Genomic DNA, 15,610 nt, shown 5'->3' with positions numbered 1-15,610 from the left:
ATAGAATGATTGGCTAATGAAACTGTATAGAATGAAAAATAAATTGAATTTACTGTTGTTGATGCTCGTTTGCTGTAGCATGGTAGCATGTGCACAAAGGGATGTTAGTTTGAAAGCGAAAGCCTTAAGTGATACTATTATAGTGGGCAAGAGTGTAAAGGTGCGTTTGACACTGGAAGGAATCGATAGTGATATTTTCAAAGGTAGAAATACAAAAAGTAGTGATGGTTTCTTTGGTGACTATCATCAGAATCATGACTTTAGAACTTTTGTAAGCGAAGTGCCCAATGAGTTAGGAAAGAATGTATTGGGGCCTTATACCATAAAGATGATGGGCAGGGAGTTTGTTTCGAATACAGTAAGTGTTGAGGTGATAGAACAGCCTGAGGAGTCATTCGAAATTAAAATGCCCAAGGAAGGAAGAGTGGGAGAAGAGATAAAGATTAAAATTAGTGGGGTTTCAAATGCCTCTTTTAACGCAGTATTAAAGGAGACTGATATTTTTAAAGTGAATGGAAGTACAATAAATACCACCGTTGTAGATGGAGTGGCTTCAACAACTTCGGAATATAGCGTGGTCCTGAAGAAAAGAGGTGTGTTTGAAATGAACAGGAGTATGTTCGTGAATCTGCCGGATCAAATCAAAATTACGCCTGTGACATTTGAAGTAAAATAAAGCTTGGATCGCTTCATTTAAAAATAAATTCATGAGAATCCTAATTGTTGTTTTGATCATTTTTGGTTTTACAGGATGCAAAGAGAAGATGGATTACTCTTATCGCATTCCGGAAGATAAGGGTGATGGTCTGATGGTGTCGACACTGGAAAAGCATGCTTTTGATACTATTAGATTCGAGCAGGTGAATGCAGACATTTGTAAAGGGAAATATGGAAATGTTCATTCGGTTTTGCTTCTTCACAAAAATGAATTGTTGGTAGAGCAGTATTACAATGACTGGGATGAAAATGAGATGCATTTTTTAGCCTCAACCACAAAGAGTTTTTCTGCCATATTAACGGGTATTGCCATTGAGCAAGGAAGGATTAATAGTGAGCATGAAAAGATGTTGAATTTCTTTCCCGAATATTCCGTTTTAGCTGCTGATTCATTAAAGCAGAGAGTTAGTATAAAGCATTTGTTAACCAATACATCTGGATTTAAATGGGACGAGCACGCTTTGGCTGTTGATGATCCGCAAAATATGGGTGTGCAGATGGACAAGAAGGAGGATTGGTTGAAGGAATCGTTGGAATTGCCAATGGATACCATGCCAGGAACTCGGTATGTATATAGTGGGCCCAATAATATTATTGTGGGCGAAATCATCAGAAGAGCAACGGGGCAGAATGTGGATGAGTTTGCCAATGAAAACCTGTTTGAAGCATTGGGTATTAAAGAGTATGACTGGTTTTTCAAGAATGGTGTATGTGATATTAGTGGAGGCTTGAAACTGAAAGTGAGAGATATTGCAAAATATGGTTTGTTGCATCTGAATCAGGGAAAGTGGCAAGGCAAACAAGTGGTTTCGTCGGAGTGGATGGGCAAAATATTTGAGCCATATATTGAAATCAAGCATCCTTTGTACAGTTGTTACCAATGGCGGATGATAGAAACGGAATATGGATTTAATTCGTGGTTTATTCCAGGAAATGGGGGGCAGATCATAAATGTTGTTCCTGAATTGGATTTGGTAATTGTAATCAATGCTGATAATAGAAGGATTCCAAAAGATGAATGTATTCCCTTGGAATATCTGGTAAAGGCGTTGACGGAGCTGCATCCTGAATGTAAAATGAATTGATAAAGTAAAGCAATATGAAAAGAATTACATTATTTCTGTTATCCTTTATGGCAATTTCGTTTGGTGCTTTATCGCAAACCAAATATTACAAGGAGTTCGGCAAAAGCAGAATTGTCGATCAAACCGAGTATGATCAGATAAAAGATGTGTTGCTTCATAAGAACAAATCAAAACCTAATATCAATGTGAATTTGATTGTTGTGGAGGAAACAAGACGAAATGATTCTCTTGTGATTGTCTACAAAAGGCAAATGGTTATGAATGGAGGCGTTAAGATTAATTTGTCGGGTACCGAGAAGGTGTATGAAATGGTGGGGAAAAAGTTTCCAAACTTTGTGTTCCGTGATTTGGAAGGTAATGCTTGCAGTTCTGATAGCTTATTGAATGCTCCTTTGGTACTGAACTTTTGGTTTAATGGCTGTAGACCCTGTAAAAGAGAGATGCCAGTTTTGAATCAGATTAAGAAGGAGTATGAGGGAAAAGTACGCTTTGTATCCATTACTTTTAATAGTGCAGATCAGGTAAAGAAGGTATTACAAGATTATCCATTTGATTTTTATCATTTGGTGGAGGGAAAAGAACTTATCGATCAAATAGGAATAACTGCTTACCCTAAAACCATTGTAATAGATAGAAATGGCATTGTTCGACAAGTGATGGATTGTGTTGAAAGTATGGTGAGTGAAAATGGAGAAGTCGTTTTGGGTAAGGGTGATGAAATCAGGAAAGAGATAGAGAAGATCTTATAGCTCTTTTGCAGATACGGAAACAAAAATGATAAGCGCTTGAAAAAAAGAATGGGAAAAAGGTATTGATATGATGTTGGATTGTGCACTGGAGTATCTCTCGAAGTAATAATTGTTTGTAAAATATCGAATTGTATCGTTTCACAAAATAATTAAAGACATGATTAGATTGTTTTATTATTCGCAGTATTTGTTTTGGCCATTTTTTGCCTTAACAGTTTTCTATATTATTAAAGGTTCTGTTTTTGAGCCTAATCTTAACGATGTTAGTCTGGGTGTTTTGTTCATGGGAATTGCATTTGGATTTAGTAGCATGGGTGATGTCTCAGATATTTCGAAGAGAGAAGAGAAATTGTTTTTGGATGAAAAGAAATTTAAAAGTCAGGTAATATACATTGCAGCATGTGGGATAATGACTGTTTTTATGACATTGTTCTTTATGAGTTTAAAGTGGTTTGGTACTAATGAAAGTGCCGATGCCTATTATAATTTAGGATTGAATTGTTCTCCATTGATACTTGCTATGTTTTTTACCTTAAAGCAGTTCCTTGATAAAAAGGCATATTTTGATATAAAGAGAAAAGAGGATTTGCAATTGGAAAATCAATGTGTTGACAGTTAATGTGATGATATCTAAAATTTAATAGTTATGGGATTATTTAAAAAATCAGAACCACAGAGAGTAGAAATAAAGGGACATCTGCTGAAGTGTCCGATATGTGGAGCGGAATTATTTTATGAACGAGAAGCGCAATTGAATACGGCAGTGGCTTCTTTCTTTAATTTTGATTGGGCAAATCGTTCGGCTACTTGTCTTGTGTGTGCGAATTGTACGCATATATCTTGGTTTTTGGGAGAGTGATAAGTATGAATATTTAACCTGGATTAAATTTAATTGGGGTAATATTAACTTACTTTAGATTGAAAAACATGTTGTTTTGTAAAGAGACAAATTAAGTGTGAGTTCAGCTAAGCACTACACTAGCTAATCGAACTTATCCCTGCGAGTTTTGATTTGCAGGGATGTTTTTATGCTTTAATAATTCGGTAGTACCTGGCATTTTCAAATCCGTGGCATGTACCACTTTTCCAATATTGCATTCCTAACTTTTCAAGAACTTTAATGGAGGCTGTGTTTTCAGAAAGAACTCTTCCTGTGATTTGATCGAATCCTAATGTTTCAAAGCCATAGTGTATGCAAGCTTTTGCTGCTTCGCTGGCGTATCCTTTGTTCCAATGTTTCCTGAAGACTCTAAAGCCAAGATCGATGAGTTTTTCTTCGTTTAGTTTTAATCCACACCAGCCAATGAATTCGTTTTCAGCTTTGCTTATCATGGCCCATCTTCCAAAGCCATTCTTTTTGTAGTCGTCGTAGTTCTGAAGAAATACTTTGGTCTGCTCGACAGATTCGAATGGTGGGTCTCCGGTATACTTAATCACCTCAGGATCGGAATTTAGATCAAACATGCTTTGTGCATCCTCAGGTGTCAATTCTCTTAATTGTAATCGCTTGGTTTCTAATATTGCTTTCAGGTTTTGTTTTTTATTCATCTTCATATGAATTACTGTCTGAATCTTCATCTAGAAATTCTTCGCTGTAAGGAGGGATATCAAAGTAGAAATCCATTTCCTTAGCAGGAATGTATTTTTTTAAGAATGAACATAGCTTGTAGAGTTCTTTTGTTGCCAGATAGTTTATAAAATTGTCTTTAATCTCGATAAGGATTTCAAAATCGAACAATTTTCTTAACTCATCAGGAGTATTTGTATGCATCCATACTAAAGCTTCTATGTAAAGATCAATTTTAGTGCCTGCAAATTTTTCGGTGTTGAGTAGATAGCTTAAAGGTTCTTGTAGATCTTTTTTGTGTAATTTTTCTTTGGCAGTTGTTTTTATATTATAAAGCATTTGCGACATGCCTTCCAGTTGGTTTACGATGTCTTTGCTTACAATTTTGTGGTACTTTTCTTTTTTACGATTTAAGTTTCTTTTTTTAGGTTCAGGCTTTGATCTAAGATTGATGTCTACAATTAGACAGGCTGAATAGTATTCTTTTATCTCCAGGTTTTCCAAAAGTTTTTTCTTTACGATTGTATTTACAGGATCTACCAACTTGCTCATGATGTGTGCTAAAGCTTCAGGATCATTTTTAGCAACCCAGTCGACACATTCATACCATGGATCAAGATCATCGAAAGATACATCTTCGATATCAAATTTTTCATCCACGGAAGAAATCATGTAAACGGAGTTGAGGGCATATTTGTACCAACGATATCGTGGTTTACCAATAACAATTTCCCAATCGTATTCCGTTGCCTTATCATCATCCATATTATTAACTATGTCGTAATACATAAGCGGTATATATTATTCTATTCTCAGCAATCTAATTTTATCAATGCGAACATCATTGCGTTCACCATTCATGTTGTTGTTGAATTCTTCAAAACTAATTTTGAAGAAGTTATAACCTTTTTTTAGATCTACATAAAAAGAATTGGAGTATCCGTAATCATTCCACTTGCCTTTTCCTCTTTGAGGGAAAACAATCGAACCAATGTATCCACTGTTTTGCCAGAGACTTCTGCTGGCGCATTTGTCTCCGGTTTTAATATCTCCATTCCCGTTTGTATAAAGGAAGCTTAGTTTGTAGCTTCCTTTTCTAGGTGCTTTAACCTGGAAGTAGTATGGTTCCTTATCGGTCTTCTTTAGTACGACATAAGCTGCTTTTGGCTTGCTTTGAAATACTTCTGCTTCCAGGAATTTTTCATACTTGCTTTCATAAAGAAGAACTGGTTCGGAAAGAAAGGAGTGTTGATTTAAGCTATCCACTGCTTGTACGCAAAATTCAACAGGTTGAGAGAAGTTTACTTCAACCATGTGGTTGTCTTTTGTTTCAAGTAAAAGTTCTCCGTTTTGATAAACCTTATAATGAGTTGCGTTCTTGATTTTATTCCATTGTAATTGATTGTTTGTGTAGGATAAGCTTGGAGTTTCGGGTGAATACAAATGTTCAACTACATTTATTTTTTCATCAACTGGGATTTCATTGTTCATTTTAATCACAATTTTGTGATGCCCTTCGATGTTTTTAGGGACAACGGCTCTTTTGTAGGGCGTTCCGTCAAAAGTGAATGAACTAATCTTATTTCCAAATCCGAGTATTTCGATATGAAGAATTGCCTTGTTGTATTTAAGGTTGCTTAGCACTTGTTTTCCTTTGAATTCTCGCGGAATAACTGGTTTAAATTCCAATTCTTCTGTTGTGAGATTGATTCCCATTAGAACATGAAGAAAATTGGAGATGTTGGCGGATGCACTTAAAAGGTTTGAATAAGAATCGTTTTCGGTGTGCTGGAAGTCTCCATTCTCAATAGAAAAGCTTCTTTTGTTTGTTAGGAATAGTGCTGTAGATCGGATTGAAGAGGCAAGCCCCCAAAGTACAGCTTTTGTATTTTGGTTTTCCGCTGCTGCCCAATTCCATGTTGCTTGAATAAATGGCCAAATGCTGTTGTTGTGATAATTGGCAATGTTGGGAATTTGAGGATGAAAACAAGCTACTCCAAATTGATGTATTGGAATGTTCTCAACAGTATTCTCACTTATATTCCAGATGTTGGCAAGAGATTCTCCAAGCGCGTCGGAATGTTGTGATACCAAATTGTAGTTGCTGTAATGAAATTGACTAAGGTATTTTTTACCTTCTATTTTAAATTTGCTTTTGATGCTCTTTTTTAAAGCTTCGGAGATGTGATTGTACTTTTGTGTATCCTTGCTAAGAAGGTTTCCCATTTCAATAAGTATCAGCAAAGCCTTGTAGTGAACCACTTGGTTAGATAAAGAGTAGGTTTCGTATATGTCAGTAGGCGACATCCATTTGGGGTAGGATTGTTCCTGGCGATTTAGGAATGATGCTTCTCCTTTAAATAGATGAGAATGATAATTCCAAATTAAATTGATGTCATCATCAATGCTGTTTTTTATAATGAAGTAGGTTCTTCGAAGCCAATCAGTATCGCCAGTTACTTTGTAGATATCCCATGCGGCTGTAGCCCATATCAAACGGTCCGAACTAATAGGCCAGGAGCCTCCGGTTCCTGAATCTTGAATGATTCTATCATTCTTGACCCTTTGCATAAGACTATTTTGGCATGCTTTAGGATGAAGCATTGCCAATGATAGCATGCCCGAATACCCCAAGGTAGTGCTTGAAATATTTTCTTTAGAAAAGATACTGTCATTCAAAATTTTGCGGTCTATCTCTTCTAAAGATAAATTGTATATCGCATTTAAAATATCGTGATTCGATTGGTATGCGGGATAATGAAACAAACTGCGTTTTAGTTTCCACTTGTTGTTTTGCAGGTAAGGGTATGAGGAGTTAATTTCCTTTTTGTTTTTGGCAATTGCAAGGAATTCGCCCTGTTCAACACGATTTGGGTAGATGTAAAATTGATCAGACTTAAAGATTAAATTGTTGTCCGATTTACAGCCAAGCATATTCACTGTCGCAAGGAGAATAAGTATAAAATGTATGTATTGATTTAGCTGATATTTTTGCATAGCTTCGTTTTGAATCAGCATTAAAATTAACAAATCGATCTTTAATTGAAATTGTTATCGTATGTTTTAGAGCGATTGTATGTGATAATGTGATAAAAAAAAACGACCGAAGCCGTTTTTTCATAGTGGGTAAAAAGTAATGTTGTATGTAGTAATTGAGATTGATATTAAAATTATATAAAATAAATCAAATAATCAAAAGTTTATTATAAAATTTATTGATGTTTTGTATTGTTTAATTTTACTGCTTTTTCTAAAAGAACATCATATTTGTATCCAGCTCCAAAATCTTTATTGGTAATTAGAACGCCTTTGAATTCAACTACTTCACCAGTGCTAACCGTTTGGGTCGAAGTAATGGTTAAATCAAAATTGCCATTGTACTCTGTTCCATCTTGGATATGGATCCAATTTTTGTTTAATATATTCTTGTTGAACTTGGTTACTTTTCCTTTTACTTTAATAATTGAATTGACTAGTTGATCTTTCTTTTTGTAGATGTTTTCAATATTCGTAAAGTCTTCGCTGGCCTTAATGTCTACTTCAACTTTAACAGCAGTTGGTTTTTTCATTTGTGATCCATGATTAAAATCTGCTTTTTTAGAAGTCTCAGATGAGATGGAGTTTAAGAAATAGATTAAAGGGAAAGTTCTGTTTAATTCCTTGCTGTGAAAATCTTTCATTGGCAAAGCATCTTTGTAAAAATAGGTTTTGCCAATTTCAATTGGCTGTTTTCTTATTGCAACCCAAATTTCACTATTCTCATTGTTCCCTTTGATGTATGAGTATGTATTGCCATTAATCAATTCTGTTACTGTGATTTTTTCTTTTCCATCAGGGACGTCAATAGATTTACTTTGTCTTTCGTTTTTGCAAGCCGATAATAATATGGCAATCATAAAGAGGGAGGATAATAATAGATTTTTCATAGGTGTATGTCTTAGTTTGATATACAAGATAGTGGTTTTATTTTGATCAGCTCTAATGTGAGGGAGGATGAAAGTTAAAAACTTGTTAAAACAGTTTTAATTATATAGTCCGAATTAATAATGCTTTTTATTTGCTTTAGGTGAGTTTAACTTGTTATTGTAAATTTAAGAAAGACTATTTAGTCTGAAAAGTACAATAACGGACGGTGATGTAACGAAATCGGACAATGTTAGAGTGATTCTAAATAGTGTTTGATTGCTTACAGTGGTGGGTAGTAGTTGTTTTTCATGTTTGGTATAAAAAATGCTTGTGGAACTGCATTTTTATTTAGACCTAAAACATATTTGAAGGTGCAGGGGTGAATTTGTCTTTAATAAAACTCATAGCAATTATCTTTATAGTGTTTTAACTTATATAAATGATTCAAGCATGCTACGTATTTTTTTATCCCTGGTAATTCTTATCTCAAGTTTTACTGGTTTTGCACAGAATAACGCTCAATGGCGCGGAGAAAACAGAGACGGTAAATATCCAGACTCTAATCTTTTAAAGACATGGCCTGCCGAAGGTCCTAATATGCTATGGCATTTCGATCAACTGGGAGATGGTCATGCATCTGCTGCTGTTACTGAAAAGTATGTTTATACCGGAGGAACAGAAGGAGATGAAGGTTTTGTGATTGCATTTGATCATTCAGGAAAACAAGTTTGGAAACAAATTTATGGCAAAGAATGGATGGATTCTTATGATGGTGTAAGAACTACTCCTATGGTTAACGATGGAATGTTATATGTATTAAGCGGACTTGGAGAGCTTGTTGCCATGAATGCAGAAAATGGAGATGTTGTTTGGAAGAAGAATATTATAGATGAATATGAAGGAAGTAATATTCGTTGGGGTGTAACTGAAAACTTGTTGGTTGAAGGAGAAAAGCTTTTTTGTACACCTGGTGGAAGTCAGGCTAGTGTAATTGCATTGAATAAAAATGATGGTAAGTTAATCTGGAAATCTGCTGCAAAGGGAGAGAAATCAGCTTATTGCTCGCCTGCTTTAATACAATTGAATAACAGAAGTTTATTGGTTACACATACTCAAAATTCAATTGTAGGTATTGATACAAAAAATGGTAAAATGTTATGGAGCGTTGATCATCCCAACAGATATTCGATTCATCCGAATACGCCAGTATACCAGGATGGAATGCTGTACTGCTTTAGCGGATATGGCAAAGGTGGTGTAATGTTGCAATTGGCAGATGATGGTTCAAGTGTGAAAGAACTTTGGAGAAATGAGAAACTGGACAACCAAATGGGAGGTGTGATCTTATTGGATGGTAAGATTTACGGATCAGGTCATGTAAACCGCGAATGGTTTTGTTTGGATTGGAAAACCGGAGAGACTCTTTATTCAGCGAAAATGTTGAGTCGTGGAAATGTGATTTATGCTGACGGGATGTTATACTGTTACGGAGATAGCGGAGAAGTTGCTTTGGTTGATGTAAGCAATGGATCATTTAATAAGGTGAGTTCCTTCCGTGTTCCTTATGGTGAAAAGCAACATTGGGCGCATTTGGTAATTCACAACAAGAAACTGTATGTGCGCCATGGAAGTTCATTAATGGTGTATTCAATTGCAAAGTAAAAACGATAACACTACATATAACCAATTAAACTATGAAACGATTACTAGGACTTGGTCTTATTGCTTGTTTTGCCTTAACTCAATGTAAACAAGAAAGAGTGTTTACAGAGTGGAGAGGCCCAAACAGAACAGGAGTATACAATGAAACAGGACTGTTGAAAAAATGGCCTGAGGAAGGGCCAAAAATGTTATGGCACAAGGATAGTATTCCTGTAGGATATTCTTCGGTTGCCATTGCACACAATACAATTTACCTGACAGGCTTAATTGATTCTACAGATTATCTTTTGGCTTTTGATATGGATGGCAATAAAAAGTGGCAAACACCTTATGGTAAAGGATGGGATGCTTCATTTATAGATAGTCGTGCTACTCCAACCATTGAAGATGATAGAATATACCTTTCAAGTGGAAAGGGAGATGTTGCTTGTGTAAATGCTTTAAGTGGAGATATCAACTGGAAAGTAAATGCCAGCGAAAAATTTGGTGGAACTTTTGGTACTTGGGGAATTTCCGAATCGATTCTACTCTATAAAAATATGGTTTATTATACTCCTTGTGGAGATGAAACCACCATGGTTGCTTTGGATAAGATGACGGGAGAAACCATTTGGAAATCGGAAAGTTTGAATGACAAGCCCGGATATGTATCGCCATTAATGATTAATCGAAATGGCAAGAATCAGATTGTTACGGTAATTGAAAAGAATGTGTTTGGTGTAAATCCGGATAATGGAAAAATAGAATGGAAATTTGACTACGGAGCTTACGCTGGCGGAAAATGGAAAGCAAATATCAATACCAATACACCTTTGTACAAAGATGGTAAGATTTATGTGACCAATGGATATGATCACAAATCGGTAATGCTGAACTTAAACGAAGATGCATCAGGGGTTGAATTGGCCTATGTGGATTCTTTGCTTGATGTGCATCATGGCGGAGCCGTATTGTTAGATGGATACATTTATGGTGCAAACTGGGTGAATAATAGAATGGGAAACTGGTGCTGTTTGGATTGGAATACGGGAGAAAAAATGTATGAAACCAAATGGCAAACCAAGGGCTCTATTATCTCGGCAGAAGGCATGTTGTATTGCTATGATGAAAAAGGTGGGAATATTGCTTTGGTGAAAGCTGATCCTAATGAATTCAAAATCATCAGTGAATTTAAAGTGCCATATGGAAAAGGTCCTCACTGGTCTCATTTGGTAATAAAAGATGGGGTGATGTATGTGCGTCATGAAAATGCATTAATGGCCTATTCAATAAAAGAGTAATGTAAATGTTAAACCTGTTGGGTTTTAAAAACCTGACAGGTTTCTTACGAATAAGTATATGCTGTCGAAAAGAAGCGAAAAAGGATTAATTCTCTTGGCTGTTGTTGTGGCAACAGTATTGTTTGTGTATTGGTTATTATACAATCCGGTTAAAGATATTCATGCAAGTATTCCGGGAATGGACAATCGTCCGAAGGAAAGTGAATCCAGTGGAGGAAAGGTTAAGATTGGTGAAGGGTTTGATTTCTTTAAAGAGTTATCTACTGACTTGAAAGGTAAATGGGTTCAGTTTCGCGGAGCCAATTCAGATAATATTTCAGCAGACCAAACAAAATTGATTAATTCATGGGGAAACAGACCTAAAATTGATTGGCAGGTAGAACTGGGAGAAGGTCATGCTGCTCCTGTGGTCTACAATGGAAAGGTATATGTGCTGGATTACGATGAGGTGAAAAAAGCAGATGCTTTAAGATGCTTTTCATTGGAAACAGGAGAAGAGTTGTGGAGAAGGTGGTATCGAGTGCGTATCAAACGAAATCATGGTATATCCAGAACTGTTCCAGCTATCAATGATAAGTATTTAATTACGATTGGACCTCGATGTCACGTGATGTGTACCGATCCAAATACGGGAGATTTCTTATGGGGAATTGATTTGGTTAAGGATTACATGTCTGAAATACCTTTTTGGTATACCGGTCAGTGTCCGATTATCGTCGACAATATTGCCATTATTGCTCCAGGAGGATCATCTTTACTAATGGGTGTGGATTGTGCTACGGGAAAAGTAGTTTGGGAAACCCCAAATCCTGATGGATGGAAGATGTCTCATTCATCTGTTATGCCAATGAATTTTAATGGTAAAAAAATGTGGGTATATGCCGCAGTAGGTGGTATTGTTGGTGTTTCTGCAGAAGGTGATGACTTGGGAGAGATCTTATGGAAAACAAAAGATTTTGCTCCTTCGGTTGTGGCTCCTTCGCCAATTGTTTTTGGCAATGGCAAAGTATACATGACAGCAGGATATGGTGCAGGAGGAATTTTGTTGCAGGTAAAAAAATCAGGTAATAAATATTCGGTTGAAACCTTACAAAAATTCAAGCCTAAAGATGGAATAGCATCAGAACAGCAAACGCCTATTTTATATGATGGACACATGTTTAGTATTCTTCCTAAGGATGCCGGTGGTTTAAGAAATCGTTTTGTTTGTGTTGATCCAAATGATAGTCAAAAGATACTTTGGGATAGTGGTTCAGCACATCGATTTGGTTTGGGACCATATGTAGTTGCAGATGGTAAATTCTTTATCCTTAAAGATGATGGAACCATAAGCATTGCTAAGGCTACATCAAAGAGTTTCCAGTTTTTGGATAAAGCCAAAATTATGGATGGACACGATGCTTGGGGACCTTTGGTTGTTGTTGATGGACGTTTGTTAATGAGAGATGACAAACATATGGTATGTATTGATGTGAGAGCCTATTAAAGAATTCAGATATGAAGAATAAATTGATTTTATGGTTGTCTGTTGTTTTGCTAATCGTATTGATAGCATTCATGGCAAAAGATCTGTTTAAAACAGGTAATGTGAGCCAGGAGAATGTTTATGAGTATGATTTGAATTCTTTACGCCATGTAGATGCATCAAAAATCAGTCATAAAGAGAGCAAGCAAATCAAAATTGATGCAGATGAAATTCATACCATTGCCGTAGATCAGGATGATAATATTTATGTAGGAACAGACAAAAATGTACTTGTACTCAACTCGGAGGGCAAGCAAATTAACAGTTTGAAATTAAGACAGGCAGCATCTTGTATCACAGTAATGGAGAATGGTAATATTCTGGTAGGAATGAGTAATCGTATCGATATCAGGAAACCCAATGGGAGTTTAAGAAACAGCTTTGTTGTAAAAGGAGATCGAACTTACATTACTTCAATTGCCGTTCAGGATACCAATGTTTTTATCGCCGATGCTGGTCAGAAAATCATTCATCATTACAGTATTGATGGAATTAAAATAAAGGAAATTGGTGAAGAAAATCGGGCAGAAGGAATAAAAGGTTTTGTAATTCCTAGTCCATATTTTGATTTGCTGATTGGTAGACAAGGTGAATTATGGGCGGTAAATCCGGGCCGACATGCTTTTGAGGCATACAACTTTAAAGGAGAACAAATATCAAGTTGGAACAGAACCTCGATGAGTGTGGAAGGCTTTAGTGGATGTTGCAATCCGTCGAATATTGCCATCTTATCTGATGGTTCTTTTGTGACCGCTGAAAAAGGATTGGAAAGAGTAAAAATACATCTCCCTTCAGGAGATTTTAAATCGGTAGTGGCTGCTCCGGATTTGTTTGAACCAGGAACGGTTGGTATTGATTTGGCTGTAGATTCAGAAGATAGGATCTTGGTTTTGGATCCAGTAAAAAGATTAATCAGAATTTTTGAAGCAAAATAGAATGGAAAGAAGAGATTTTTTAAGAAGTGGGTTGAGAGGATTAATAATCGCGGGATTGGCTGCAATTAGCGGGGTATTTGTTTATAGAAACTATACAACGAAAGAGACTTGTGAGTTTACCACTCCATGTCAGGATTGTAAGCAGTTAAAAAGTTGTAAAAAACCAGAAGGCTTAAAATTCAAAAGAGATCAACAAGCTTCTAAAAACTAGTTGCTAATTACTAGTAAGCATGAAAAAAGACAGAAGAGAATTTATAAATACATGCTTTCGTTTTGCGGCGGGAGCAAGCATTATTGGAGTTGCAGGAGTTCTGGCGAACAAAAGTGTAAAAGGAGATTACCTTTGGCAACTTGATCCAACCAAATGTACACAATGTGGACGTTGTGCAACAAGTTGTGTTGTAACACCATCGGCAGTAAAATGCATTCATGTTTACGACATGTGTGGCTATTGTGATTTGTGTGGTGGATATTTTCGACCGAATGTAAAGAATCTATCTACGGGTGCAGAAAATATGCTTTGTCCAACAGGAGCCATCAAACGTACTTATGTAGAAGATCCTTATTTTAAGTATGAGATCATTGATGAGTTGTGCATTGGTTGTGGTAAATGTGTAAAAGGTTGTGGTGCCTTCGGAAATGGTTCACTACAATTACAAGTCAGTCACGATTTATGTGTGAATTGCAACGAATGCGCCATTGCACGCGATTGTCCATCAGATGCATTTAAACGAGTTCCTCTTGAAGAAGCCTACCAGTTTGCCGGCTTCAAAACCAATAAAAAGATTTAAGAAATGAAGAAAATCTTTTCGATATTCTCTCTGTTTGTGCTATTGATCATCGATTTTGCAGCTTTTGCGCAAACTCAACGATTTCCAAGACCAGAATTTGAATCGGGCTATACGCAACCAGTAGCTTCCATGCCAGAACCTCGTGCGGGAATATTCGCATTGGTGGACGTATTGCTTTTAATTGCAGCTTTAAGCTTGATTACCTGGTTTATTCATAGGAAACGTTCACGTACAGGTGTTGTAATTACTTCACTATTTTCCATTGTATATTTTGGATTTCTTAGAGAGGGGTGTGTATGTTCAGTTGGATCGGTTCAAAATGTTGTATTGGCTTTATTCAATCCAGGATACCATATTCCACTTTCAGCATTAGCATTTTTCGTTATTCCGTTGGTTTATACATTGTTTTTCGGAAGAACCTTTTGTGCTGGAGTATGTCCTTTGGGGGCGGTACAGGATGTTTTTCTGTTGAGACCGGTGAATTTGAAGAAATGGCTACAGAAAGTTTTGGGATTGATTCCATGGATATATCTTGGTTTAGCGATTCTTTATGCAGCAACGGGGACCGATTTTATTATCTGTAGATATGATCCTTTTGTTGGAATATTCAGGTTCAATGCAACCTTTTTTATGTTTGCCATTGGTGCTGCATTTCTGCTGATTAGTGTTTTTATTGCACGCCCTTACTGTCGATTTTTATGTCCTTACGGTGTGATTCTGAACTTGGTGAGCAGAGTTTCCAAAAATCATTTAAGCATTACTCCGGCAAGTTGTATTCAGTGTAAACTATGCGAGAATTCATGTCCATTGGATGCCATCAATAAGCCTGTTGAAGTCAAACAAATGGAGGGTAAAAGATCTGCAACGAGACGTTTCATCCTTTTGGGAATGATAATTCCTGCCTTAATGATTATTGGAGGCTGGGTGGTTTCAAATTTCCATGAAAATTTGGCAATGGTGAATTCGAAAGTACGTTTGGCCAATGAATTGCTTCATTTCGATTCGAATACGATGAAGGAAAGCTTGGAGATTGAAGGATTCAGAACCTCTGGTAAAACCAAGGAGGAACTATATCTGGAATCAGCAGCTATATTAAAGCAGTTTTATTATGGATCGTGGATGCTAGGAGCCTTTATTGGTTTGGTATTTGGATTGTCTTTGGCAGGATTAACAAGATACAAATATCGAGAAGATTATGAGCCAGATAAAGGGGAATGTGTAAGCTGTGCCAGATGTTTAAAATATTGTCCGGTGGAAAGCAATTAAGAATTAACAATTAATAATGAGTAATTAGGATTCCGAATTAAATTTTCGAGATGGATCGATTGTATCGAGCAATGCTACAATTTTGGGTTTCTCCCTTTTAGGGGAGATGCCAACTGGCAGAGGGGTT

Annotated in this window: 15 protein-coding genes; 11 read left to right on the top strand and 4 right to left on the bottom strand. The window is 36.3% G+C overall.

Features of this window, described 5'->3' with window-relative positions; genetic code table 11:
• The first annotated feature begins 31 nt into the window (after window positions 1–31).
• The 4 genes from BXY64_RS20455 to BXY64_RS20440 all read left to right on the top strand — a co-directional run bounded on the left by BXY64_RS20455 (window position 32) and on the right by BXY64_RS20440 (window position 3,170).
• On the top strand, window positions 32–676 hold the full coding sequence (locus tag BXY64_RS20455) for a hypothetical protein (RefSeq protein ID WP_147376062.1): 645 nt from the start codon (window positions 32–34) through the stop codon (window positions 674–676).
• Between the two features lie 31 nt (window positions 677–707).
• Window positions 708–1,802: a serine hydrolase domain-containing protein gene (locus BXY64_RS20450; RefSeq protein ID WP_120241824.1), complete on the top strand. Its 1,095-nt coding sequence runs from the start codon at window positions 708–710 to the stop codon at window positions 1,800–1,802.
• A gap of 14 nt (window positions 1,803–1,816) precedes the next feature.
• Entirely contained in the window at window positions 1,817–2,551 is a 735-nt protein-coding gene (locus BXY64_RS20445) for a TlpA family protein disulfide reductase (protein ID WP_120241823.1), read from the top strand.
• 157 nt (window positions 2,552–2,708) lie between these two features.
• A complete protein-coding gene (locus BXY64_RS20440) occupies window positions 2,709–3,170 on the top strand; it encodes a hypothetical protein (protein WP_120241822.1) in 462 nt (153 codons plus the stop codon).
• A gap of 407 nt (window positions 3,171–3,577) precedes the next feature.
• Here BXY64_RS20440 and BXY64_RS20430 read toward each other — a convergent pair whose 3' ends face one another.
• The 4 genes from BXY64_RS20430 to BXY64_RS20410 form a co-directional block, all read right to left on the bottom strand.
• Entirely contained in the window at window positions 3,578–4,099 is a 522-nt protein-coding gene (locus BXY64_RS20430) for a GNAT family N-acetyltransferase (RefSeq protein WP_211334567.1), read from the bottom strand.
• Window positions 4,092–4,907 carry a hypothetical protein gene (locus BXY64_RS20425; RefSeq protein WP_120241820.1) on the bottom strand — a complete coding sequence of 272 codons (816 nt, stop codon included), beginning with the start codon at window positions 4,905–4,907 and terminating at the stop codon, window positions 4,092–4,094. The genes BXY64_RS20430 and BXY64_RS20425 overlap by 8 nt, the downstream gene beginning before the upstream one ends.
• Before the next feature lie 12 nt (window positions 4,908–4,919).
• On the bottom strand, window positions 4,920–7,115 hold the full coding sequence (locus tag BXY64_RS20420; RefSeq protein ID WP_147376061.1) for a carbohydrate-binding protein: 2,196 nt from the start codon (window positions 7,113–7,115) through the stop codon (window positions 4,920–4,922).
• 215 nt (window positions 7,116–7,330) lie between these two features.
• A complete protein-coding gene (locus BXY64_RS20410; RefSeq protein ID WP_147376060.1) occupies window positions 7,331–8,044 on the bottom strand; it encodes a hypothetical protein in 714 nt (237 codons plus the stop codon).
• A gap of 430 nt (window positions 8,045–8,474) precedes the next feature.
• Here BXY64_RS20410 and BXY64_RS20405 point away from each other — a divergent pair, with 430 nt between their 5' ends.
• From BXY64_RS20405 to BXY64_RS20375, 7 genes are read left to right on the top strand one after another with little or no spacing between them, the layout of a single operon-like run.
• Window positions 8,475–9,686, top strand: coding sequence for an outer membrane protein assembly factor BamB family protein (locus BXY64_RS20405; RefSeq protein ID WP_120241816.1), 1,212 nt, complete (start codon window positions 8,475–8,477; stop codon window positions 9,684–9,686).
• A 32-nt stretch (window positions 9,687–9,718) separates the two neighbouring features.
• Window positions 9,719–10,966, top strand: a complete 1,248-nt coding sequence (locus tag BXY64_RS20400; RefSeq protein WP_120241815.1) for an outer membrane protein assembly factor BamB family protein — start codon at window positions 9,719–9,721, stop codon at window positions 10,964–10,966.
• Window positions 10,967–11,024: 58 nt separating this feature from the next.
• The gene (locus tag BXY64_RS20395; protein WP_120241814.1) at window positions 11,025–12,452 is read left to right on the top strand and encodes an outer membrane protein assembly factor BamB family protein; all 1,428 of its coding nucleotides are present in this window, start codon (window positions 11,025–11,027) and stop codon (window positions 12,450–12,452) included.
• A gap of 11 nt (window positions 12,453–12,463) precedes the next feature.
• Window positions 12,464–13,426, top strand: a complete 963-nt coding sequence (locus tag BXY64_RS20390) for an NHL repeat-containing protein (protein WP_120241813.1) — start codon at window positions 12,464–12,466, stop codon at window positions 13,424–13,426.
• A gap of 1 nt (window position 13,427) precedes the next feature.
• Entirely contained in the window at window positions 13,428–13,637 is a 210-nt protein-coding gene (locus BXY64_RS20385; protein ID WP_120241812.1) for a hypothetical protein, read from the top strand.
• A gap of 19 nt (window positions 13,638–13,656) precedes the next feature.
• Complete coding sequence (locus BXY64_RS20380) at window positions 13,657–14,217, top strand: 4Fe-4S dicluster domain-containing protein (protein ID WP_120241811.1); 561 nt, start codon at window positions 13,657–13,659, stop codon at window positions 14,215–14,217.
• A gap of 3 nt (window positions 14,218–14,220) precedes the next feature.
• A complete protein-coding gene (locus BXY64_RS20375; protein ID WP_120241810.1) occupies window positions 14,221–15,483 on the top strand; it encodes a 4Fe-4S binding protein in 1,263 nt (420 codons plus the stop codon).
• Window positions 15,484–15,610 lie beyond the last annotated feature (127 nt).

Origin of the sequence: Marinifilum flexuosum (assembly GCF_003610555.1) — a bacterium.
GTDB classification, from domain to species: domain Bacteria; phylum Bacteroidota; class Bacteroidia; order Bacteroidales; family Marinifilaceae; genus Marinifilum; species Marinifilum flexuosum.
Note: the sequence above shows the minus strand (reverse complement) of the source record. Positions and strands in the feature narration are given on the sequence as shown.